This is a genomic window from Vibrio sp. SCSIO 43137 (assembly GCF_028201475.1).
Lineage (GTDB): Bacteria > Pseudomonadota > Gammaproteobacteria > Enterobacterales > Vibrionaceae > Vibrio.
In genome coordinates this window covers 174,824-197,736 of the sequence record NZ_CP116384.1, presented here as the reverse complement: position 1 = coordinate 197,736, position 22,913 = coordinate 174,824, and the positions used below count along the sequence as shown (strand labels likewise).

The 22,913-nt window shown below is 47.4% G+C and carries 20 protein-coding genes, 1 pseudogene and 1 riboswitch; of the genes and pseudogenes, 12 read left to right on the top strand and 9 right to left on the bottom strand.

What is annotated here, in order from left to right; translation table 11 throughout:
• The first annotated feature begins 131 nt into the window (after positions 1-131).
• Entirely contained in the window at positions 132-2,030 is a 1,899-nt protein-coding gene (locus tag PK654_RS16690) for a PhoX family protein (RefSeq protein ID WP_271700105.1), read from the top strand.
• Positions 2,031-2,188: 158 nt separating this feature from the next.
• On the opposite strand, the gene PK654_RS16685 is transcribed toward PK654_RS16690, so the two are convergent.
• From PK654_RS16685 to tsaA, 3 genes are all read right to left on the bottom strand, one after another.
• Positions 2,189-3,145: a sensor domain-containing diguanylate cyclase gene (locus PK654_RS16685; RefSeq protein WP_271700104.1), complete on the bottom strand. Its 957-nt coding sequence runs from the start codon at positions 3,143-3,145 to the stop codon at positions 2,189-2,191.
• A gap of 93 nt (positions 3,146-3,238) precedes the next feature.
• Positions 3,239-4,156 carry a DMT family transporter gene (locus PK654_RS16680; protein WP_271700103.1) on the bottom strand — a complete coding sequence of 306 codons (918 nt, stop codon included), beginning with the start codon at positions 4,154-4,156 and terminating at the stop codon, positions 3,239-3,241.
• Positions 4,157-4,205: 49 nt separating this feature from the next.
• Positions 4,206-4,607: a tRNA (N6-threonylcarbamoyladenosine(37)-N6)-methyltransferase TrmO gene (tsaA, locus tag PK654_RS16675; protein WP_271700101.1), complete on the bottom strand. Its 402-nt coding sequence runs from the start codon at positions 4,605-4,607 to the stop codon at positions 4,206-4,208.
• 271 nt (positions 4,608-4,878) lie between these two features.
• Between tsaA and PK654_RS16670 the strand changes: the two genes are divergently transcribed.
• The 9 genes and pseudogenes from PK654_RS16670 (at position 4,879) to thiH (ending at position 13,042) form a co-directional block, all read left to right on the top strand.
• Positions 4,879-5,724 carry a helix-turn-helix domain-containing protein gene (locus PK654_RS16670; RefSeq protein WP_271700099.1) on the top strand — a complete coding sequence of 282 codons (846 nt, stop codon included), beginning with the start codon at positions 4,879-4,881 and terminating at the stop codon, positions 5,722-5,724.
• A gap of 118 nt (positions 5,725-5,842) precedes the next feature.
• The gene (locus tag PK654_RS16665) at positions 5,843-6,298 is read left to right on the top strand and encodes a carboxymuconolactone decarboxylase family protein (protein WP_271700098.1); all 456 of its coding nucleotides are present in this window, start codon (positions 5,843-5,845) and stop codon (positions 6,296-6,298) included.
• 28 nt (positions 6,299-6,326) lie between these two features.
• Entirely contained in the window at positions 6,327-7,094 is a 768-nt protein-coding gene (locus PK654_RS16660) for a helix-turn-helix domain-containing protein (RefSeq protein ID WP_271700096.1), read from the top strand.
• Between the two features lie 121 nt (positions 7,095-7,215).
• Positions 7,216-7,314: riboswitch (TPP riboswitch) on the top strand.
• 117 nt (positions 7,315-7,431) lie between these two features.
• The gene (gene thiC / locus PK654_RS16655) at positions 7,432-9,348 is read left to right on the top strand and encodes a phosphomethylpyrimidine synthase ThiC (RefSeq protein WP_271700095.1); all 1,917 of its coding nucleotides are present in this window, start codon (positions 7,432-7,434) and stop codon (positions 9,346-9,348) included.
• Between the two features lie 134 nt (positions 9,349-9,482).
• Positions 9,483-10,115: pseudogene (gene thiE, locus PK654_RS16650) on the top strand (thiamine phosphate synthase); the annotation flags it as partial.
• Positions 10,116-10,131: 16 nt separating this feature from the next.
• Positions 10,132-10,974, top strand: coding sequence for a HesA/MoeB/ThiF family protein (locus PK654_RS16645; RefSeq protein ID WP_271700094.1), 843 nt, complete (start codon positions 10,132-10,134; stop codon positions 10,972-10,974).
• The gene (thiS, locus tag PK654_RS16640) at positions 10,958-11,161 is read left to right on the top strand and encodes a sulfur carrier protein ThiS (RefSeq protein WP_271700093.1); all 204 of its coding nucleotides are present in this window, start codon (positions 10,958-10,960) and stop codon (positions 11,159-11,161) included. The genes PK654_RS16645 and thiS overlap by 17 nt, the downstream gene beginning before the upstream one ends.
• 1 nt (position 11,162) lies before the next feature.
• A complete protein-coding gene (locus PK654_RS16635; RefSeq protein ID WP_271700092.1) occupies positions 11,163-11,933 on the top strand; it encodes a thiazole synthase in 771 nt (256 codons plus the stop codon).
• Entirely contained in the window at positions 11,930-13,042 is a 1,113-nt protein-coding gene (gene thiH / locus PK654_RS16630; protein WP_271700090.1) for a 2-iminoacetate synthase ThiH, read from the top strand. The genes PK654_RS16635 and thiH overlap by 4 nt, the downstream gene beginning before the upstream one ends.
• Before the next feature lie 131 nt (positions 13,043-13,173).
• On the opposite strand, the gene PK654_RS16625 is transcribed toward thiH, so the two are convergent.
• The 6 genes from PK654_RS16625 to PK654_RS16600 form a co-directional block, all read right to left on the bottom strand.
• Positions 13,174-14,409 carry a substrate-binding domain-containing protein gene (locus tag PK654_RS16625; protein WP_271700088.1) on the bottom strand — a complete coding sequence of 412 codons (1,236 nt, stop codon included), beginning with the start codon at positions 14,407-14,409 and terminating at the stop codon, positions 13,174-13,176.
• A gap of 22 nt (positions 14,410-14,431) precedes the next feature.
• Positions 14,432-15,433 carry a galactofuranose ABC transporter, permease protein YjfF gene (gene yjfF / locus PK654_RS16620; protein ID WP_271700087.1) on the bottom strand — a complete coding sequence of 334 codons (1,002 nt, stop codon included), beginning with the start codon at positions 15,431-15,433 and terminating at the stop codon, positions 14,432-14,434.
• Positions 15,430-16,485 (bottom strand): ABC transporter permease, encoded by a 1,056-nt coding sequence (locus PK654_RS16615; protein WP_271700086.1) that lies wholly within the window; start codon positions 16,483-16,485, stop codon positions 15,430-15,432. The genes yjfF and PK654_RS16615 overlap by 4 nt, the downstream gene beginning before the upstream one ends.
• Positions 16,482-17,990, bottom strand: a complete 1,509-nt coding sequence (locus tag PK654_RS16610) for a sugar ABC transporter ATP-binding protein (protein ID WP_271700085.1) — start codon at positions 17,988-17,990, stop codon at positions 16,482-16,484. The genes PK654_RS16615 and PK654_RS16610 overlap by 4 nt, the downstream gene beginning before the upstream one ends.
• 165 nt (positions 17,991-18,155) lie before the next feature.
• A complete protein-coding gene (locus PK654_RS16605; protein ID WP_271700083.1) occupies positions 18,156-19,097 on the bottom strand; it encodes an ABC transporter substrate-binding protein in 942 nt (313 codons plus the stop codon).
• A gap of 482 nt (positions 19,098-19,579) precedes the next feature.
• Positions 19,580-20,461: a LysR substrate-binding domain-containing protein gene (locus tag PK654_RS16600; protein WP_271700082.1), complete on the bottom strand. Its 882-nt coding sequence runs from the start codon at positions 20,459-20,461 to the stop codon at positions 19,580-19,582.
• Positions 20,462-20,661: 200 nt separating this feature from the next.
• Here PK654_RS16600 and PK654_RS16595 point away from each other — a divergent pair, with 200 nt between their 5' ends.
• The gene (locus PK654_RS16595) at positions 20,662-21,759 is read left to right on the top strand and encodes an alkene reductase (RefSeq protein WP_271700080.1); all 1,098 of its coding nucleotides are present in this window, start codon (positions 20,662-20,664) and stop codon (positions 21,757-21,759) included.
• 12 nt (positions 21,760-21,771) lie between these two features.
• Positions 21,772-22,863 (top strand): alkene reductase, encoded by a 1,092-nt coding sequence (locus tag PK654_RS16590; RefSeq protein WP_271700078.1) that lies wholly within the window; start codon positions 21,772-21,774, stop codon positions 22,861-22,863.
• Positions 22,864-22,913: the final 50 nt, after the last annotated feature.

Here is a 22,913-nt window from a genome sequence, read left to right as displayed (position 1 = left end):
ATTTTGAAACAACTGTCTTTGAATTGTTATCTATTTGTAAACTAAGTGTCATCTCCGGCCATCAATATACTTGCGATTTATAACAGCCTGACAAAAGGCGCATTATTATTACTACGGAAAGGAAGTCAAAAATGAATCATTTCGAGCAAGAGAACGATCAACGCCCGCTGGAGCACGAGCCGGAATTTAACAGCATGGTTGAAGCGGCTATGTCACGCAGAAACTTTCTGAAAAACAGTGGTGCTGCCGGCGCTGTCGGATTCTTTGCCACCAGCCCGCTGAGTCAGGCCATTGCAGCATCAGCACCGGCCAAATCTAACCTGCTTGGATTTAAGGCAGTGCCAATGTCCACTGCCGACAAGGTTATCGTTCCGCAGGGATATCAGGCTGATGTCCTTATCTCATGGGGTGATCCAATTTTCGCCGGCGCACCAGAGTTCAGCCAGTCAAACAACTCGCTAGCTCAGGAAAAGCAGTTTGGTGACAACAACGATGGTATGACTTTCTTCCCTATTTCTGACAACCGCGCCGTACTGGCAGTGAATAACGAATACACCAACAACGAGTATCTTTACGCCCATCAGGGCAAAAATATCAGTGCCGACGACGCGCGTAAATCTCAGGCAGCACATGGTGTTTCCGTTGTTGAGCTAAGCAAACAAAACGGCAAATGGGTAATCAACCCCAACGGCAGACTAAACCGCCGCATAACAGCCTTTACTGAGATGGAAATGACCGGCCCTGCCCGCGGCCATCAGCTGTTAAAAACTGATGCAGATCCTTCTGGTATGAAGATACTCGGCACAATGAACAACTGTGCTAATGGTGAAACACCATGGGGCACTTACCTTACCTGTGAAGAGAACTTCAACGGTTACTTCGGCGCCTCTTCCGATGTAAACCTCGGTGACACTTACGCACGCTATGGCCTGAAAAACAAAGACCGGGGCTATCACTGGTACAAACATGATGAGCGTTTCGATATGGCTAAAAACCCTAACGAACCGCACCGCATGGGCTGGGTTGTTGAAATCGACCCGATGGACCCGAACTCAACACCGAAAAAACGCAGCGCCCTCGGCCGTTTTAAGCATGAAAACGCCGCGCTGACTATCAATGGCTCTGGCCACGCTGTGGTATACCTTGGCGACGACGAGCGCGGAGAACACCTGTACAAGTTTGTCTCGAAAAACAAATACGTACCGGGCTCAGCTTCAAACAAGGATCTGCTGGAAGAAGGCACCCTTTATGTTGCTAAGTTTGACGGTTCTATGGGCGAGCAAAAAGGCAAAGGCGAGTGGCTGGAGCTGACATGGGGTAAAAACGGGCTGACTCCTGAGAATGGCTTTCCGGATCAAGCCTCAGTAATGATTTTTGCCCGCCTTGCCGCGACTCAGGTTGGTGCTACGACTATGGACAGACCGGAATGGGTTTCCGTTCATCCGGACAACAATTCCGTGTTCTGCACCCTGACTAACAATAAACACCGTGGTGTTAAAGAGAGTCAGGCACTGAATGCCGCTAACCCACGGGAAAAGAACCCATACGGCCATATTATCCGCTGGCAACCAACAAACAGTGACCACACAAGTAACAGCTTTGAGTGGGATATCTATGTTATGGCAGGCAACCCTGAAGTTCACTCATCAGGGTTAATGGCAGGCTCAGATAACATCAACAAAGACAATATGTTTAACAGCCCGGACGGCATCGGATTTGACCGTTTTGGTCGCCTGTGGATTCAGACCGATGGTAACTACAAAAACAAGGATGGTTTTGCCGGAATGGGTAATAATCAGATGCTCTGTAGTGACCCGTCTACCGGTGAAATTCGCCGCTTTCTGACCGGCCCTGTTGCCAGTGAGATCACCGGCCTGACGTTCTCACCGGACTACAAAACCATGTTTGTCGGTGTGCAGCATCCGGGTGAAAAACTCGCCGCATCTCACTTCCCAGATGGCGGCAAAAGCATCCCACGCTCATCGGTTATTGCCATCACCCGCAAAGATGGTGGCGTAATTGGTGGATAATCATCTTTAGCTTATAAACAATAAAACCCCGCAATGCGGGGTTTTATTGTTTTAGAAGAAGCACTTGCTTCCATGTTCTACGTGGGAGTGTATATCAAACTCTCAATTAACCATCCGTATGCATTCCCACGCGGGAGCGTGAGGAAGGATAGCGATGGTTACCGCATGCCCTTCATACAGTACATCTTCTCATCAGAAGCGTGGATAAGCGCTTCGATATCCTGTGCCTGTTCAGGGTGTGACTGAGTGATGCCATAACAGAAAGTAATATCAAACGGAAACTGGCCGCTGCTGTTTATCTCCGTCAGCTCATCTTCCAGCCGCTTAAGTTTATTCTGGCTGTCTTTTTCTGTTGCGCCCGGCATCAAGACCACAAACTCATCGCCGCCAATGCGGGCAATCACATCGGACTCACGAAAACAGCGAACCAGTAACTGAGCAAAAGTGATCAGAGCTTCATCACCCTTTTGGTGACCATGTTCATCGTTAATCTGCTTAAACTTATTGAGGTCAAAAAAGATAAGTGAGGCCGACAAAGAAGCGGTCTGACAGTATTGAAGCGCTTTGCTGCTCAGGTAAGAGAAACTGCGCCGGTTAGAGATACCTGTTAACTCATCCACTCCGGCAGTAAACTTGGCGGTTAGCTCCTGCTCTGCCATCTTAGCCAGATCCGTCAGATCTTTAATCTCATCGTCAGTCAGATTCCTCGGCTTATGATCAATAATGCACAAAGTGCCGATTTTAGAATTGTCCGCCATCTTCAACGGCACTCCGGCATAAAAGCGAATATAAGGTTCACCGGTCACCAATGGGTTATCAAAAAAACGTTCGTCCTCTAAAGCATCATTGATGATAAATACCCCATCCCCCAGAATAGCGTGCCCACAGAAAGAGACATCCCTACCGGTTTCATTTACCCCCAACCCGTAGCAGGATTTAAACCACTGGCGGTTACTGTCCACTAAACTGACAAGAGCTATCGGTACATAAAGCAGCCGGCAGGCAAGACGGGTTAAGCGATCAAACCGCTCTTCGGAATCTGTATCCAGAATATTCAGGCTATGTAGGGTATTTAGCCTGATATTCTCATCAGGTGCTTTCGGGGGAGAAATCATAGTTATCCTTTACTATTCCATATTGCAGCTTGTACAAAGCAACTTGTATAAAATAGCAGATTCCCGCCCTGTTTTGCGAACTTAAACGCCTGATTAGTCCCTGCCGGATTCCGACTTAAACGCATCCAGCGTATAAATCACAATAGTGATAAAGATAACGGAACCGCCGATAAAGCTGTTCATTGCCGGTATCTCGCGAAAGAACAGAAATGCCCACACTGGTGCCAGCACCGTCTCCAGCATAAGGGTCATGGTCACTTCCGGCGCAGAAGCGTAACGGGTAGCCACCTTAGATAGCACGCGGCCTAAAGGAGCAGAGAACATGCCCATTGCCGCCATAATTAGCCAAGTGTTTGTCGAATAGGATGACGGTTCAGCAAAAAATGACATCACAATAGCAAGAAATAGTCCGCCCAATGCCACGCTCGCCATACGGTTAACATGGTGATATTTGCGCAGCAGGACAAACATCAGAGACAAGCAGATAACTGCACCAGCCGCCATCAGGTCGCCACTCCAGTGACCCGTGCCTGAACCACCGTGGCCAGCCCCCACAGAGCCCGATAGCACGATTACAATACCAGCGATAACTGCTGCTATGGCCATGATGGTTTTACGGCTGGTCACTTCACGCAGGAAAATCCAGCTGAATATGGCTGCAACGGCCGGCGTGCTGCTAAGAATCACAAAGGTGTTGGCGACAGAGGTGTTCTTGATACTAAACACTAAACCGGAGGCACTGCCCACCATCAACAGGCCTGCAACCACCAGCGGCCAGCCACTCTCAATCATGGTGCGGATCAGGCCGGCTTTGTTGGTTAGCTGAATTAATAGCGACATTGAAATAGCGGTAAACAGGCCAAACAGAAACGCGGTATCAAAACCACTCACACCTGAATAGCGGATAAACACAGGATCAAGGCTCATTAGTGCTGCACCAATTACCGCAATGCCGATGCCCTGTGCACGGGAATATTTTTTGTCTTGGTTTACTATGCTTGTGACAGACATTTCACTCTCCTCAAATTGGGTATTACTTTTTTGTCAAGCTTACTTCAGCCTATTGGGTGATAGACGGCTTGATATCCACCAGCATGGTGCCGTTAAGGCAGTCGAGACCACGCACCACAATGCGTCCTTGGCCAATTTCGGCTATGGTTAGTTTTGCCAGACCAATGGGGTTTGGCCTGTTAGGAGAACGAAGAGAAAACACCCCTGTCGGCTCGTTGTTATCGGAGCGGTGAACCGATACCTGAGAGATCTGATCCCGCTTGGTATCTTGTAACCAATAGAGAATGTCAATTTGGCAGCCAACCTTCAGCCCTTCAATGCCTTGCTGATATTCCGGCTCCAGAAGCAGCTCGCACAAAGGGCCGTTTTTATCATCCACATTGCTGGGACAGTCACTTAACTGGTTATAGGGCGTAGAGATAGTGCCGATTTCAATCACTTGTTGTGTCATTTTGTTTAACTCCAAATCAGGCTGAACAGAAGGCGGCTCTGTCCGGCACCTAAATAAAATCTATTTAATGAGCACTCTTTGTTGAGAACTCTTTTCATTTAGATTCTCCGGTAAATAGGTTGCATTGGAAACAGGATAATCTGCACCAGCTATTGCACTATCTTCCGAAATCTAATGGATATATTGGTTATCAGGGGCAGGCTTAGATATGCTGAGAGTACGACTGAAGATTGAATGAATTGAATAGGCAGATAATAAGAGATAACCGCATATGCTAGAAATTAAGACGCTGGCAGATAAACGCTTTCTGGATATAGAGCTGCTGGAGAACTGCCGCATTCCTGAGTCGGCAGAACCGCACCGGCATGAGTATTTCGAAATATTCTGGACATTAGAAGGAGAAGGGAGCCACAGCATCGACTTTCTCGACTATCCGTTACAGGCGGGGAATATTTACTTTATCACGCCCGGGCAGGTGCACCACTGCACCGCTCTGCCAAAACGTATGTATGCCGTCTCTTTTAACTCTTCCCTATTAGGGACAGACACCAGAAGTCAGTCCCTGCTGGATAAAATCTTTTTTCAAAACCGCTCTGAGCACCCTTCCATTGTGGTTGATGCACAGGGAGAGCAAGACTTACGCCACCTGCTGGCTATCCTGCAACAAGAACTACAAAACGACACAACCGATAACGAACTGCTTAATCTGCTTTTTAGCGGTTTTTTACGTTATGTCGCCCGTTATCAGCCGGCGACATCGGATGCCCGCGGAGACAACTCCCGTATGCTGCAACTGCTTTCCTTGATCGATAACCACTACACAGAACATAAACATGCTGTTTTTTACGCTGATAAACTAGCCCTGAGTAGTAAAAGAGTGAATGAGTTAAGCCAGCACTTTCTGAGTAAAACCGTTACTCAACTGATACATGAGAAAACCATCACAGAGGCCCGCCGTTTACTCGCCTTCAGTAATAAAGCCATTAAGACAATTGCCGCCGAACTGGGCTATAAAGACAGCGCTTACTTTTGCCGTTTTTTTAAAAAAGCCACGCAGGAATCGCCGCTGGCGTTTCGCCATAAATGGCATGGCGTGTCGTTTCGCCCGGAAAATTAATAGAGTGTCGGGCAACTAATCTGCCCATATGTCGAATTTCTTCAATATTCCTCCTTTGCTCGCCTTTACTCTATGACTGTCTGAACAAAACCACAGTCTGAACAAAGGAGATAAATCAATGAGTCAGAGAATCAACTACTTTAATGCAGCACCCGAAGGTATCCAGATTTTGCTGGAACAAGAGACCTACCTGCGAAACCAGTTTGAACAACAATCCCAGCTGTCACACACTCTTTGGGAGCTGGTAAAACTGAGAGTGTCACAAATCAATCAATGCGCCTTTTGTATTGATATGCACAGTAAAGATGCGCTTAAAGGTGGTGAACAGGCAGACAGGTTGATAGGCTTAAGTGCATGGCGGGAGATGCCACTATATAGTATTAATGAACGCATTGCCCTGAACTGGGCAGAGGAACTCACCCTTAACGGAACCGCATCTGAAGCAGACTATCAGTCAGCACTGGATGCGTTTGGTGAACAGGGCTTGGTTATTCTTACTCTGGCGGTCAATGCTATCAATAGCTGGAACCGGATCGCAAAGGTGTTTAAACCCGAAATAGGCAGCCTGTCCTAGTTAAGCTTTAAATCAAAGATTAAGAAGAATGGATTTTCGAATCATAAAACCTAAAGGAAAGCTATCCGGCCATATTCAGGCAATATGGTCGGTGCGCAATGGGACAACCGAACATAGCCCTGTCCGTAAACCTTTATATTGTGACGGCGGCTCCGGGGTCACTTTTCTGATCCGGGGAGATATCTGCCTGTCCGATACTTCGGTTAATCAGGATATCTATGTTCAGAAGAACAGTAAGACGACCCAGATTATAGAAATTAATGAAAACACGCAGCTTTGTGGTATCCGCTTTCACCCCGGAATGATGCCCGATTCATTTTCGGATATCACTGCAGTTGAAGCGGATACCGGGTCAATCCCTTCTATCAGCAGCCTATACTCTCTTCTATTATCTGAAGCAAAACTGACTAGCCAGCTCACCACTATGTATCGCTGGTGTAGTACGCATCTCGACCTGAATGATCCTGAATTAATAAAGCGAAACCAACTGCTCAGTCACACTGAACAAGGTAAAATCGGTGAACAATTTCAAACCAGCCAGAGGCAGATTGAACGAAATTTTAATCAATGGATTGGGATGAGCCCGAAAAAGTATCAGCGCCTGCGCAGGGTACACTCAAGTTTAACGTATCTGAGGGATAACCCTGACACTCCCCTTTCCGACCTCGCTTTAGCCAAAGGTTTTTCCGATCAGGCTCATATGACACGGGAATTTAAATCCTTTGTACTGACAACCCCGGGCAATATCAGCCAGAAAATTAAGGCCAAAATACGCTCAGGAAACTCAGGGCACTGACTTTTTCAGCCAAGCAATCATAAGTCCCGGTTAAAACGTCAATAAAAGCTCCGCTGATTTTCATATTTTGCTTGGTTTACAAACAGTTCTGCTATAACCTTTGTCGTGCCCATACTGGGCGCCATACTTGTCGGAGTGCCATTTGGCTGAGACCGTTTATTCGGGATCCGTTGAACCTGATCAGGCTAATACCTGCGAAGGGAACAAGAGAAGATGTCTTTTTTGCCAGAGATCTGTCTGGTGAAACCTATCTGTTGTCAGGTGCAGTTTTGCGCCCTGATCACTCTTGTAGCATCAATCCGGCAAGCATTTTATTTCTGAATAAAAGGAAAAATGCATGTCGAGTCGCAAACATCAAAGAGAGGAAGCGAAGCAATTTATAGATTCGCTTACCACTCAAGCTTACCCAAACTCTCAAAAAATTTATGCTCAAGGTTCCAGAGATGATATTCGTGTCCCAATGCGTTCCATCACTCTTTCTGATACCTTGATTTCAGGCACACCTGAAGAACCTATATTTGAACCAAATAACCCGGTTTCGGTCTACGATACTTCTGGTCCCTACACAGATCCTCTGCATACAATCAATATTTATCGTGGGCTGCCATTGCTTAGAGAGTCGTGGATAGATGAAAGGGCAGACACTCATCACCTGACGCAGGCCTCCTCTGAATATACCAATCAACGCCTTAGTGACGACACGTTAGATGAACTGCGCTTTCAGCATAATGCGCGCATTCGACGCGCAAAACCCGGTAAGCGCGTCACTCAACTTCACTATGCGCGACAAGGCATTATCACTCCAGAGATGGAATTTATTGCCATCAGAGAGAATATGCGAAGAGCTACGAACATAGACTCTCAACTTGCACATCAACATATGGGACAAGCCTTCGGTTCAACCTTACCAGAAGAGATCACGCCGGAGTTTGTTCGCAAAGAAGTGGCAGAGGGACGGGCAATTATTCCCTGCAATATTAACCATCCCGAATCAGAGCCTATGATTATCGGCCGAAACTTCTTAGTTAAGGTCAATGCAAACATAGGTAATTCTTCAGTAAGTTCTTCCATTGAAGAAGAGATAGAGAAGTTGATCTGGGCCTCTTTTTGGGGAGCAGATACCGTAATGGATCTCTCCACCGGACGAAATATTCACGAAACCAGAGAATGGATTCTGCGTAACAGCCCTGTGCCTATCGGTACGGTACCTATGTATCAGGCACTTGAAAAGGTCAACGGTATTGCTGAAAACCTCAGTTGGGAGGTTATGCGCGATACTCTGATAGAACAAGCCGAACAAGGCGTCGATTATTTCACTATTCATGCCGGATTACGTCTTCACCATGTACCAATGACGGTGGACAGAGTCACCGGAATCGTATCCCGTGGAGGTTCAATCATTGCCAAGTGGTGTCTGGCTCATCATCAAGAGAGTTTTCTATACAGCAACTTTCGGGAAATTTGTGAAATATGTGCTCAGTACGATGTCGCACTGTCGCTTGGTGACGGATTACGCCCGGGGTCAATTGCTGATGCAAATGATAAAGCCCAGTTCGCAGAACTGCATACGCTGGGTGAACTGACCCAAATTGCCTGGCAATACGATGTTCAGGTCATTATTGAAGGCCCCGGCCATGTCCCGATGCAGTTGATTAAAGAGAATATGGATGAGCAGCTTAAACACTGTCATGAAGCACCATTTTATACACTGGGCCCGATAACAACGGATATTGCTCCCGGTTATGACCACATTACTTCTGGTATCGGGGCTGCAATGATTGGCTGGTACGGCTGTGCCATGTTGTGTTATGTCACCCCGAAAGAGCACCTTGGCCTTCCGGATAAAAACGACGTTAAGACAGGCTTAATAACCTACAAACTGGCAGCACACGCGGCTGATCTGGCAAAAGGACACCCCGGGGCTCAGATACGGGATAACGCTATGTCCAAAGCAAGGTTTGAGTTCCGTTGGGAAGATCAATTTAATCTGGCGCTCGATCCTACAACTGCGCGTGAGTTTCACGACCAAACCATTCCAAAACAATCAGGTAAGGTTGCCCATTTTTGTTCAATGTGCGGACCTAAGTTCTGCTCAATGAAAATCTCTCACGAAGTCAAAGCAATGAACAAAGAGGGCGGTTTAACCCTAAGCAGCGCTTCTTCAGTAGAAACAGAGTTACGCAAAAAGTCACAACAGTTCCGCAATGCCGGCTCGAAAATCTACAGTTTAACGGTGGAAGGAGGGGAGGAGTAATGTGCGGCAATCAAATCTTAAACAAGCCAGACAGCCCCGATATAACCGGCATATTAAATACAGTACTGGCACATGAGCTTAAGCAATTTAAAAGCCATCTGGATAAACATGCTAAGCAGAATAACAACCCGCCTTATCCTGCAACGGACCGGAACAAGTTAGCTCTGTATCCGGTGGTGGATGATGTCAGCTGGATTGAAAAACTACTGCCTTTGGGGATCAAGACGATACAGCTAAGGATTAAGAACCCGGAGCAGGCAGATTTGGAACAACAAATTGCGCAGGCAATCGCACTTGGCCGCCGGTTTCAGGCACAGATCTATATTAATGACTATTGGCAACTGGCCATCAGACACAAAGCATATGGTGTGCATCTTGGTCAGGAAGATATGCTCAGCGCAGATATGCAGGCAATACTGAACTCAGGACTTCGCCTTGGTATCTCAACCCACAGCTTTGAAGAGCTGATAACAGCGGCTTTGTTTAAGCCCAGCTATTTAGCCTTAGGGCATATATTCGCGACTACGACCAAACAAATGCCTTCTGAGCCTCAAGGTCCGGAGAGGCTCAACGCCTACCAACAAGCGGTAAATTATATCAATCAAACCATGGAGACCGACATAGCAACTGTGGCTATTGGCGGTATTGATGAGAGCAACATAGCTTCGGTAATGGATTGTGGCGTAGATAGTGTTGCAGTAGTTCGTGCCATTACCGAACGCTGTAAACCTGACGCCGCTGTAGCAAGCTTAATCGCATTAATGGCCGGATAAGGAAAAAGTCGTGATAACAAACTATGAAATATCAGACGGAGACATTGTCCGTTATCAAAGGCAAATCTCCCTTGAACATTTTGGTCAGGATGGTCAAAAAAAGCTGTTGCAGTCAAAGGTACTTATTATCGGCTGTGGTGGTCTGGGCAGCTCAGTCAGTCAATATCTGGCCGGAGCCGGGATCGGACAACTCGTTCTGGCTGACGGAGACAAGCTGGAAATAAGTAACCTTCATCGTCAACTTGCTTACCGGGAATATGATCTGGGAAACCACAAGTCAGTGGCTCTTGCCAATCAACTTTATGAGCTGAACCGAAACGTACGAATCCGGACAGTGGATGATCGGTTAGACGGCCAACGGCTAAAGCTAGAAGTTATGATGGCAGATCTAATCATCGACTGTACTGATAATTACCCCGCAAGACAGAGTATCAATCTGGCCTGTTATGAAGCCGGTAAAAAGCTGATAACGGGTGCAGCAATAGGCTGGCAGGGGCAGCTAATCAGCTTCGATTTCAGCAATAAAAGCACACCTTGTTACCGCTGCTACTGCACTGTTGAACAACAAACAGATGATCAGAGCTGTCAGGCTGGGGCGGTGGCAGGGCCGGTAGTCGGCGCTGTGGGTGCACTTCAGGCGCTGGAAGGAATAAAAATGCTGACACAGAGTCCCGGCTCAAAAAGCGTCAGGCTTTATTTATTTAACGGTCTGGAAATGACATGGCAGCAATACCGTCTGAATCGCGATCCCGAATGCCCTGTATGTGGAGAAAAAGCAGCAAATCAGATATCGGCATTTATCACCTCAGGGTCAAAAGCAGCAAAGGAGAATGACAGTGAAAATATGGATTAATAATGAGTTGGTTGAACTGGGGGCGGATGTTCTGAGTATTGAAGATTTGGCAGGCAAACTAAATATCGCTCAAAAAGGCAGTGCTCTGGCAGTCAATGACGAGATTGTTACCCGCGGTCTGTGGCATGGCTATATGTTGAGTGACGGCGACCGTATTTCCGTTTTCCGGGTCATTGCAGGAGGTTAATATGTTACGTATAGCTGATAAGGAATTTTCATCCAGACTGTTTACCGGAACCGGTAAGTTTTCATCTGGTAACATTATGGCCGAAGCGATACAAGCCAGCGGTTCACAACTGGCAACGTTAGCACTCAAACGGGTCGACCGGCATACCCGTCAGGACGATATTCTTAGCCCTCTGAGTGAAATCGGAGTCAACCTGTTGCCCAATACCTCAGGTGCAAAAAACGCTAAAGAAGCTATTTACGCCGCCCATCTGGCGCGTGAGGCTATAGGATCTGACTGGTTAAAGCTGGAAATACATCCCGACCCTCTCTATCTGATGCCAGATCCGATAGAAACTCTCGCTGCGGCAGAACAATTGGTTAAGGACGGTTTTACTGTCCTGCCCTACACCCATGCTGACCCAGTTTTGTGCAAAAGGCTGGAAGATGTCGGTTGTGCCGCGGTTATGCCATTGGGTGCGCCAATAGGCACAAATAAAGGCCTGGTCAGTCGCGACTTTCTTGAAATCATTATTGAACAGGCTCAGGTTCCGGTGATTGTCGATGCCGGAATCGGCGCACCTTCTCATGCTGCTTATGCTATGGAGATTGGCGCTGACGCTGTGTTAGTAAATACCGCTATTGCGGTAGCATCTGACCCCGTTCAGATGGCACATGCCTTTAAGCAGGCCGTTGAAAGCGGCAGAACCGCTTATGAAGCGGGGCTGGGATCGGTTAGCGCTTGCGCCAATATGACCAGCCCCTTAACTGACTTTCTAAAGGAGTCAGTATGACATTTTCGCAATGGATAACGGATTCTGACTGGCAAACAGTTAAAGATGAGATTATGCAAAAGAGCGGGCGTGATGTTGAACAGGCTCTGTCGAAAAACAGATGTGATATCGAAGATTTTAAAGCACTGATATCACCGGCTGCCGGAGCTTATCTTGAACAGATCGCTCATAAATCTCAGCAGTTAACCCGTCAGCGTTTTGGTGCGACCGTATCGTTTTATATTCCGCTATATCTCTCTAACCTTTGCTCTAATAGTTGCACTTATTGCGGTTTTTCAATGGAAAACCGCATTAAGAGGCGAACCTTATCGATGCAAGATGTCAGGGAGGAGTTTCTTGCTATCAAGCAAAAGGGTTATGACTCGATATTGCTGGTGACCGGAGAACACACACGTAAGGTCGGCATAAACTATTTCCGGCAGGTGTTACCTCTAGCGAAAGAGCACTTTAGTTATGTGGCGCTGGAAGTACAGCCTCTTTCTGCAGAAGAGTATTGCGAGTTAAAACTACTTGGTCTTAATGCGGTTTATGTCTATCAGGAAACCTACCATCGCCATACTTATAAACGACATCACCTCCGGGGCAATAAAACCGATTTTGATTTCCGGCTGGAAACGGCCGAGCGATTATGTCAGTCGGAAATTGATAAAGTCGGTCTTGGAGCTCTGCTAGGGTTACATGACTGGCGCATTGACAGTTTTGCCACTGCCAGTCATCTTCGCTATCTGGAAAACCGATACTGGAAAACCCGCTATTCTGTATCTTTTCCACGCTTGCGTCCATGTGAAGGAATGAATATGGAAATCAATGAGATATCAGACAGGGAACTGGTACAACTAATATGCGCTTACCGAATATTCAGCCCTTCTGTTGAACTATCACTCTCTACCCGGGAAAGTTCAGCATTTCGCGATAACGTGGTTCCTCTCGGCATTACGAATATATCGGCTGAGTCCAGAACCCAGCCGGGAGGTTATGCCAAAACAGCGAAGGAACTGGAACAGTTTTCGGTTTCAGATCAGCGTAAAACCAAAGAAGTTGCGAATGCAATGCAGAAAAACGGATTACAGCCCGTATTTAAAGATTGGGAGTATATTTACCGAGCTTAATGCGGGGCAAGTCCTCTTCTATACCGGCTGAAAAAGCTAAGCATTAGTGCCGGCAGAACTTAATATTGAGTTCTGCCGCACTATCGTGGTACACCGTTTTTGCGCTCCCACTCAGGCACTGACTTTTATCTTTAAGCCTGCTCTGCATCGCAGGATTGCAACGACTGCTGTTTATATTCCGTCGGCGTCAAGCCGAACTCCTTACGAAACAGCTCATAGAGGTACTGGCTGGAAGGGTAACCCGATAACTTAGCCACTTCAGCAATACTCAGAGCCTCTTCCTCAATCAAAAGCCGGCATACTTTCTCTAGTCGCAGGTTATGAATTTCATTGTGAATAGAGTGGCCTACCTGAGCTTTAAACTTCTGTTCCAGCAGGGTACGGGAGCAACCGGCGTAGTCGATCACCTGCTGGGCTTTGATTCCGTTAGAGTAGTTTTGCCGGATAAAATGCAGAGCGCGGATAACAGAGTGATCAACCGCCGCCCTGAAGTCGGTGCTGCTACCTTCAGAGATAAGCTCCGGTTTAATCAGCGTCTGTTTTTTCACCTTGGATCCACTCAGGGAAGCCGCCAATAGTTCACCGGCACGATATCCCATCTGATAGTAATTTGGATCCACGGTAGAAAGAGAGACGGGCTGGAAAAACTCACTATGCTGAATGTCACCGATACTCACCACAGAAACCTCATCGGGAATAATCAGGTTACGGGACTCGCAGGCTGATATTAATGTACGCGCCCTGACATCACTGGTGACAATGACACCACACGGTTTAGGTAAACCATCCAGCCAGTGAGACAAGCTATCCAGCTCTTCTGTCCAGCTGGTAAAACTGGCCTTATTACCCATATAAACAAAGTTCTTTTTCCCCCGCCCCTGCTGGCGATCCAGATAGTGATCAAGGCGGGAAGTCTGCCAGTTGCCGCTGTTATCATCTTTTAGGCCGTAAAAGGCGATATGATCAATTCCCTTGGCTAACAGAAACTCATAAGCCATAGAAACGATCTCTGTGTTATTAAGGGTAATAACCGGATGCCTCACCTGATGTTCCAGTTGGTCCATTCCGCTGGTGAGGCCGATAACCGGAATATCCAACGGTTCCAGCAACTGGCGTATATGAGGCTGGTTATAGTCAGCAATAATTGCGTCAAACCAGAGATCTAACTCTTCTCCTTTGCGGTACCTCAGCTCATGATTCAGTACCACAGACCATTTAATAGCGTGTTGCTGCACATAATCACTCACACCGGAGAGGATCCGGCAGTGGGCGGAGAATTTTGAGTTAAGCAGAATTGCCACCCGAAAGGGCCGGTTAAGCAGATTCCGGTTATCTATTTTAAGGCTTTTTACTCTGTTATCCCGCATTCTCCGCATCCCTGCCGTTACTTTACACTGCTATCTTATCGGCTTTTGCCACCCTGAACTTCTCAATAAAGCTGACTAACTTACCGGAAGAGAGGAAGCGCTGCATGGCGATAAAGATAAACAGCAATAGCCCGATAAATATCTTAGTCCACCAACTGTTCAGGGTACCGTCGAAAGAGATAATGGTCTGAATAACCCCCTGAATCAGAACGCCAAACAAGGTACCAAATACATAACCAACACCACCAGTTAACAAGGTGCCGCCAATCACCACTGAAGCAATCGCGTCCAGCTCCAGTCCCATCGCGGCAAGAGAATAACCACTGAAGGTATAGAAGGTGAAAACAATACCTCCCAGCGCCGCCAGAAAACTGTTCATGGCATAGATCATCACCTTGGTTCGTGAAACCGGAATCCCCAACAATCTTGCTGAATGTTCGCTGCCTCCGATAGCATAAATGTTACGCCCCATACGGGTGTAGTGAGCCATATATATCGCCAGCCCGAGTACCAGAAACATAATTAAGCTGCTGACGGTTAAACTGCCTTTATCAAACAATGGAATGGAGAAGTCGGCTACTGCATCATAAAAAGGATGAGTAATGGGTATCGACTCAATACTGATAACAAATGAAAGACCACGCAGGAAAAACATTCCGGCAAGGGTGACAATAAACGGCGGTAACTCATAACGCTCAATCAGCAGCCCCATAAAGCCCCCAAACAGAGAAGCCGCAGACAGAATAATGGCAAAGGCCAGAATAGGATGAAGCTGCATATGCTCAATAAGCACAGCGGCACTTACCCCAACGCAGGCAATCATAGAGCCTACGGATAAATCGATTCCGCCGGACAGAATGACAAAAGTCATGCCGATAGCCGTAATCACCAGAAAGGCGTTGTCAGTAAACAGGTTAGTAAACACCCTCATGGAGAAGAAGGAATCAAACTGTATCGATCCAAAGCTATACAGCGCGACAAATACCACCACAGTGGCAAACAGAGGCATATATCTCAGGTTCATTTCTTGCCCTTACTTGTCTTTGTTGAAACACTCAGTGACTTTAACTCACTCCTGAATTTAGGTGACATCACCAACATAACCAGAATCACCACCGCTGCCTTTACCATATGAGTAAACTGTACCGGCAGGCCATTAGTCAGAATGGTGGTGGTCATGGTTTGCAGAATCAGCACCCCGATCAGAGTTGTACCTATGTAGTACCGGCCACCCGTTAGCGCCGTGCCGCCGATAACCACAGCCAGAATGGCATCCAGTTCCGACCATAAACCAGCATTGTTGGCATCAGCTCCCTGAATATCACTGGTTAGAATCATTCCGGCCAGACCGGCACATAAACCACTGAACACATAGACAAGAATCTTGATTAACGGCTCCTTGATCCCCACATAGCGGCTGGCGACCGGATTGGCACCAATGGAGGCGATAAACAACCCGAGCGCCGTTTTCTTAAGCAGCAGGTAAGTAAGGCCGTAGGTAAGGCCAACCAATATGATTGAGAAAGGCAGACCAAACAGAAAACCACCGCCGATAAACTCAAAACCTTCATGGCTGAAAGTGACAATCTGGCCATTAGTAATCAACTGGGCAATACCCCGCCCCGCTACCATTAATATCAGAGTGGCAATAATAGGCTGAATACCCAGCATGGTGATCAGTACGCCATTCCATAATCCGGCCAGCATAGCCACCAAAATCCCGCAGCTGATAATGGCCATAGTCGACGTCACTATCTGCTGCTCAATCAGGTAAGCACAGGTTGCGCCGGAAATGGCAATAATAGCACCGACGGAGAGGTCAATGCCTCCGGTGGCGATAACAAGAGTCATGCCTATAGCAAGCAAAGCAACAGGAGCGGCACGGTTCAGTACATCAATAACACTGCCGAACAGGTGGCCGTCTTTCAGCTCGATCGCAAAGAAAGAAGGATCCGTTATCAGGTTGAACATTAGCAACAAACCAAGGGCAAGCAAGGGATAAAACAACCGGCTATGAAGTACCTGCTGAAGCTGGCCGGATTCAGCCACAGCGGTTTTAAGTTTCAGAGTATTCATACTGCCTCCTGAGCAATGGCTTCCATCAGGTTCTGTGACGAAATCTCATCACCACTCAGCTCCCCGACTTTATGATGATCTTTAAGTACCGCAATCCGGTCACTGAACTCCACCACCTCATCCAGTTCAGACGAGATAACCATCAGGGCCATACCCTGTTTACACAGCTCATCAATAATCTGAAGAATTTCTGATTTAGCCCCGACATCAATACCACGTGTCGGCTCATCAAGAATAAGAAGGTAAGGATTAGACGCCAGCCAGCGGGCCAGAATCACTTTCTGCTGGTTACCGCCACTCAGATCTTTTACCGGTTTGTAAATATCCGAAGTAACAATGTTGAGGGAACGGATAAAGCGGCGGGCAATCTCTTTCTGCTCTGAGATGCTCAACATACGGGCCCAGCCTTGCTTAGCCTGAAGTGCCAGGATCATATTCTCCAGAACTGAAAGCTCACCAATAACCCCTTCGGTTTTCCTGTCTTCGGGACAAAATGCCATCCCCTGCCTTATGGCATCATACGGTGACTGAAACTGCTTCACTTCGCCATTTATCTTCAAGGTGCCCGAATCTGGTTTTTCCAGCCCAAACAGCAACTTGGCTAACTCAGTACGTCCCGAACCCAGCAGACCGCCAAGCCCCATTGCTTCCCCCTGTCGCAGGGTCAGGTTACAAGGGTTGATTAGCCCCTTGCGGCCGATATTTTCAGCACTCAGGAAGGGAACCTCACTCTCATCTGCTATATGCTTATGTTTTTCACTCTGGTAGCCATTCTGCAAAGCCTTACCCAACATCAGGGCAATCAGATCAACCTGTGGCAGTTCGCTGACCGGTTTAGTATCTACATACTGGCCATTCCGAAGCACCGTAATACGGTCACAAACCGCATAGACCTGATCAAGAAAATGGGTAACAAAGATGATACCTATCCCCTTTGCCTTCAGCTTTTTCATCAGGGTGAACAGTTCATCACACTCCTGACTGTCGAGACTTGCCGTGGGTTCATCCAGAATCAGCACTTTGGCGGACATATCCACACCACGGGCGATAGCGACCATTTGCTGAATGGCTAATGAATACTCATTGAGGTTTCTGGTGACATCCACATGGACATTCATCTCCGCCAGCAGGCTTGTCGCGCGGCTGTTCATATAGTGCCAGTCAATTTTTCCGCCTTTATAAGGTTGCCTGCCTAAATAGATGTTTTCAGCCACAGAAAGGGAAGGGATCAGGTTTACCTCCTGATGAACCGTACTTATTCCCTGACTCTGTATAGATTCAGCAGTCTGGTTTGTAATATCACTGCCGTCCAGACAGACACTGCCCTCATCACTACTGTAAACACCTGTCATACATTTGATTAAGGTGGACTTTCCTGCGCCATTGCCCCCGAGAAGAGCCATAATCTCACCGCGGAACAGTTCAAACTGCACCTGATTAAGCGCTTTAACACCGGGAAACGATTTGCTCAGGTTTTGAATACTAAGAATTGTGTCATTTCGCATGATTTGATTGCTTCTAAAAATAAGGCGCCTATGAAAACAACGGCTGCAATAACGGCTGCAATAACGGCACCTTTTAAACACATGATGCTCTGCACAGCCACTATGCTGCATCAGGTATAAAAAATAGAAATGACCTCCGGCTGTATAACCGGAGGCCATCTGCTGTTAGTACTTACGACTGTCGATCATCTCAGCGGCATCAGCCTGAAGGTTGATCTTGTCTGGTGTAACAACCCACTTATCCACTTTTTGCCCTTTAAATGCTTTTTCCAGAGCATTAAATGCAAGAGGGCCCAACAGAGGGTTACAATCCACAGTGGCATTTAAATCACCGTCGACCATGGCCTGAAAAGCCGCTTTCACCCCATCGATAGAGACCACCAGAACATCTTTACCTGCATCAAGGCCATACTCTTCGATTGCCTGAATCGCACCCAGCGCCATATCATCGTTGTGGGCATAAACCGCATCAATCTTGTCACCGTGTGCCTTCAGGAAGGCTTCCATTACCTCTTTACCCTTAGTTCTTGTCCATTCACCTGTCTGGGAAGACAACAACTTCATTCCCGGGAACATAGCAGATACTTCATCAAAACCTTTCTTACGATCGATCGCCGGCGCAGCACCCGGGCCGCCCTGAAGCTCTACAACATTGGCCTGTCCGTGCGTTTCCTGCGCTAACCATGCTGCGGCTAACCGACCTTCAAAAACAAAGTCAGAAGCGACTTTAGTCAGGTACAAACTCTCATCTTTTACTTTGATGCCCCTGTCCACCAACACAACAGGAATACCCGCTCTTTTTGCTTCTTTCAGTACCCGCTCCCAGCCAGTTTCTACCACCGGTGCCAGAATAATGCCGTCCACACCTTGTGCAATAAATGAACGAATGGCTTTAATCTGATTTTCCTGCTTTTGCTGAGCATCAGAGAACTTAAGTGTGACGCCTCTTTTTGCCGCCTCTGCTTTCACAGATTCAGTTTCCGCTGTACGCCACGCACTCTCAGCACCTATTTGTGAGAAACCGATAGTGGTTGCCCAGGCCTGAGCCGATGCAAGGGAAACACCCAGCGCAATAAGCGATACAAGAGGTTTAATCGACCGTTTCATGTTATATCCTTTTATTAATATGATTGGGTTTAAAAAGTCATCACTATTTTTGTCTTTAGCAGAAAAGGGAACAACTCAGATTTTTTTTACTGGCTATCAGAAAAATAACAATCCGTAGTGAATGTGATGTAAGTCATAGTTAAATAGGTATTTAAAACAGAATTAAATTAGCTATTGATAGGGAGAGACTTGATAAATAGTGTACTTAAAAAATGTAATCTGATTAATTTAACTTACCAGAACCGTGATCGATTCTTATATTTAACCTTACCATAAGTGACATAAGTGCATGTTTAGTAAACACTAACCAGTCAAGCGTGACGAAAGTCAAAAATAGCATTAGAAAAGCAAGGAATAAAAGTTAATAGGTTAAATGATTTGATGCATTAGAAATAACAGACGTTAAATAATATTTTTATCGCCGGTAAAAATAGAGTAAGAAATTTAATTTTCCTTATAAGAAATTTAACTGAATACACATATTACAGATCAAGATTCTGTTTTAAGAACTCAATAAACACCGAGATTCGGCAGGCAACAGATGATGATTTATAGTAAACCGCATTAACCTGTTCTCTTGCCGGCATAGGTGTCATCTCTGACGACAATATAGAAACCAGCCTGCCCTGTTCAATATCCTGCTTAACCATAAAGTTAGAGAGATAAGCGATACCGACACCCGCTAAAGCAAGTTGCCTGACAGCCTCACCATTACTGGCGCAAATTTCGGGCTCGATATACACGTCGTCTTTCAGCCCCCAGCGGTTAAGTATTTTGGGGCTGGTAAAACCGATAATGCTGTGATCCTGTAACTGATCAGCACGGACAGGTGTGCCGCGTTTTTTCAGATACTCAGGTGAGGCAACGATATGCAGCGGGCTGGTGCCCAAGTGGCTGGCGTGAAGGGTTGAATCGGGCATGCTGCCGATACGGATGGCAACATCGGTTTTATTCTCCAGAAGATCGACATACTCCTCATGGGAAGTCAGATCCAGAGAAATAAGGGGATACTTGGCTTTAAAGGCTTCCACCAGCGGAACCAACTGGTGAATGATAAACGGGCTGGCCGCATCAACACGCAGTTTCCCCTTAGGCTCATCACCAAGAGAAAGCAGTGACTGCTCTGCCTGTTCAAATTCCTGCAAAAACTTCCTTACCGATTCAACAAAATAGAGCCCCTCTTCAGTCAATTGCAAACGACGGGTAGTACGGTTAAGCAGAGTAACCCCCAGTTGCTTCTCTATTTTGCTCAGTACCCTTGAGACTTTAGCGACCTGAATGTTCAACGCATCTGCCGCAGCTGAAAAACTACCGTGATCCACCACGGCAAGCAGAATTTCTAACTCATCAGAACGGGTGTGCATTGCATCTCCTTAGCTTTAGTCCAACGGGGTACCAGTGCCGTATGTTAGTGGATGGCAGGCACATAGCAAATGAAAAATGTAAGCAGAGTGAAACCGAGGCTATTTTTGCCAAAACAACAAAAATCAATTGTTAATTTGGCTCTAAATGCCCGGTTTGCACCTTGATATGATGCAGCGAAAGCCCATAAAGGAAACTTATTATGACTACATCTTTGTTCCAGACGCTACAGCTGGGGAAAAACAGCTTACAGAACCGGATCGTTATGCCGCCTATGACCCGCTCCCGCGCCAGTCAGCCGGGTGACGTGGCCAACGATATGATGGCCGACTACTACGCTCAGCGCGCCGGTGCCGGACTGATTGTTTCTGAAGGTACACAAATCTCCGCGACCGCGAAAGGATACGCGTGGACACCCGGTATTTATACGCAAGAGCAGATAGCCGGATGGAAAAAGGTCACCGACGCTGTTCATGGTAAAGGGGGGACTATCTTTGCCCAGCTCTGGCACGTAGGCAGAGTTACACACCCTGATAATATTGGCGGAGTTCAGCCAATCTCCTCATCAGCCATCAAAGCTGACAACGTAAAGGTGTTTATTGATAACGGCACTTCAGAGCCCGGCTTTGTTGATGTAGTCACCCCAAGGGAGATGACACAGCAAGAAATCAAACAGGTGGTAGCAGAGTATCGTCAGGCGGCCATCAATGCGCTGGAAGCCGGTTTTGATGGTATCGAACTGCACGCTGCCAACGGTTATCTGATCAACCAGTTTATCGACTCAGAGGCCAACAACCGCACCGATGAATATGGCGGCAGTCTGGAAAACAGATTGCGTTTTCTGGCCGAGGTTGTGCAAGCCATGTGTGACGCCATCGGCGCCGATCGTGTCGGGGTTCGTCTGGCACCACTAACCACATTAAATGGCACTGTTGACGCTAAGCCAATCGAAACTTATACCGCCGCGGCCACTTTGCTGAACAAGCTTAATATTGTTTATCTGCATATCGCCGAAGTGGACTGGGATGATGCACCGGATACCCCACTCTCGTTTAAACGTGCTTTGCGTGAGGCCTATCAGGGCGTACTGATCTACGCCGGACGTTACAACGCAGAAAAAGCACAACACGCTATCGCTGACGGACTGGCAGATATGATTGGTTTCGGCCGACCATTTGTCTCCAACCCTGATTTACCTGACCGGCTTCGTCACGGTTACCCGCTGGCAGAGCACGATCCTGCTACCTTGTTTGGCGGTGCCGAAAAGGGACTGACTGATTATCCGACTTACTCTGAATAACCGGAGAGACTTATGTTATTTACACCATTTAAATCCGGCGATCTTGCGCTGGAAAACCGAATCGCCATGGCACCCATGACCCGTTCACGCACCACTCAGCCGGGCGATGTGCCAAACGAAATGATGGCAACCTATTACAGCCAGCGCGCCACTGCCGGTTTAATTGTTACTGAAGGTGCACCCATTTCAGCCGTTGGCCGTGGCTACTCCATGACTCCCGGCATTTATACCAAAGAGCACATACAGGGATGGAAAAAGGTAACAGACGCCGTTCATCAGGCCGGCAGTAAAATCTTTATTCAGCTCTGGCACGTCGGACGTCGCAGCCACTCGGTTATCTCTGGTGAGCAGCCCGTTTCCGCTTCCGCCATTAAAGTACCTGACCAAGTGTTCGGCCCGCTACCGGAAGGTGGCTTCGGTATGATTGAAACGGAAACGCCACGTGAGATGTCTCTGCAGGATATTGAAAACACTAAAGCGGACTTTGTACAGGCAGCCAGAAATGCAATGGAAGCCGGATTTGACGGCGTGGAAATCCATGCGGCTCACGGTTATCTGTTCGATACTTTTATGCGCCTTGAAAGTAACCAGCGTCAGGATCAATACGGCGGCAGTCAGGAAAACCGCATGCGCTTTATGCTGGAAACCTTACAGGCGGTTTCCGATGATATCGGCAGCAACAAAGTTGCGGTGCGCGTCTCCCCCCATGTTATTGAAGGCTTCGCTAACGAAGATGCTGAGATTGTTGACACTACGCTGAAAGCATTAGAAAGAATGGCGGCAATGAAACTGGCTTATGTGCATTTCTCTGAGCGGATCTCCCGCTATGTTGAGGTGCCGGAAAGCTTCCGTAAACAGGTTCGCGAAGTTTACCCAAACCCGGTCATGGTAGCCGGTAAACTGACCGTGGAATCAGCACAACAACTGCTGCAAAAAGGTTACTGTGACTTCGCCGCGTTCGGCACCCCTTATGTCACCAACCCGGACTTAGTTGAACGCTTTAAAAACAACTGGCCGCTGGCAGATTTTGATGCCGATGCCCGCCTGACCCTTTACGGTGGTAATGAGCAGGGCTTTATTGATTATCCGGCTTACGAGGCTTAATTAGCCTGGGGAGTTGCCCGACGGCGCTCCCCTGTTTTTTCTTATCTCCG

Bases quoted from the DNA above. Each gene is read 5' to 3' on its own strand.
- PK654_RS16665 (WP_271700098.1), top strand. From the start codon at position 5,843: ATGAGTCAGAGAATCAACTACTTTAATGCAGCACCCGAAGGTATCCAG.
- PK654_RS16610 (WP_271700085.1), bottom strand. From the start codon at position 17,990: ATGCGAAATGACACAATTCTTAGTATTCAAAACCTGAGCAAATCGTTT.
- PK654_RS16685 (WP_271700104.1), bottom strand. From the start codon at position 3,145: ATGATTTCTCCCCCGAAAGCACCTGATGAGAATATCAGGCTAAATACC.
- PK654_RS16605 (WP_271700083.1), bottom strand. From the start codon at position 19,097: ATGAAACGGTCGATTAAACCTCTTGTATCGCTTATTGCGCTGGGTGTT.
- PK654_RS16680 (WP_271700103.1), bottom strand. From the start codon at position 4,156: ATGTCTGTCACAAGCATAGTAAACCAAGACAAAAAATATTCCCGTGCA.
- thiC (WP_271700095.1), top strand. From the start codon at position 7,432: ATGTCGAGTCGCAAACATCAAAGAGAGGAAGCGAAGCAATTTATAGAT.
- PK654_RS16595 (WP_271700080.1), top strand. From the start codon at position 20,662: ATGACTACATCTTTGTTCCAGACGCTACAGCTGGGGAAAAACAGCTTA.
- thiH (WP_271700090.1), top strand. From the start codon at position 11,930: ATGACATTTTCGCAATGGATAACGGATTCTGACTGGCAAACAGTTAAA.
- PK654_RS16600 (WP_271700082.1), bottom strand. From the start codon at position 20,461: ATGCACACCCGTTCTGATGAGTTAGAAATTCTGCTTGCCGTGGTGGAT.
- PK654_RS16670 (WP_271700099.1), top strand. From the start codon at position 4,879: ATGCTAGAAATTAAGACGCTGGCAGATAAACGCTTTCTGGATATAGAG.
- PK654_RS16615 (WP_271700086.1), bottom strand. From the start codon at position 16,485: ATGAATACTCTGAAACTTAAAACCGCTGTGGCTGAATCCGGCCAGCTT.
- PK654_RS16625 (WP_271700088.1), bottom strand. From the start codon at position 14,409: ATGCGGGATAACAGAGTAAAAAGCCTTAAAATAGATAACCGGAATCTG.
- yjfF (WP_271700087.1), bottom strand. From the start codon at position 15,433: ATGAACCTGAGATATATGCCTCTGTTTGCCACTGTGGTGGTATTTGTC.
- PK654_RS16690 (WP_271700105.1), top strand. From the start codon at position 132: ATGAATCATTTCGAGCAAGAGAACGATCAACGCCCGCTGGAGCACGAG.
- tsaA (WP_271700101.1), bottom strand. From the start codon at position 4,607: ATGACACAACAAGTGATTGAAATCGGCACTATCTCTACGCCCTATAAC.
- PK654_RS16660 (WP_271700096.1), top strand. From the start codon at position 6,327: ATGGATTTTCGAATCATAAAACCTAAAGGAAAGCTATCCGGCCATATT.
- PK654_RS16635 (WP_271700092.1), top strand. From the start codon at position 11,163: ATGTTACGTATAGCTGATAAGGAATTTTCATCCAGACTGTTTACCGGA.
- PK654_RS16590 (WP_271700078.1), top strand. From the start codon at position 21,772: ATGTTATTTACACCATTTAAATCCGGCGATCTTGCGCTGGAAAACCGA.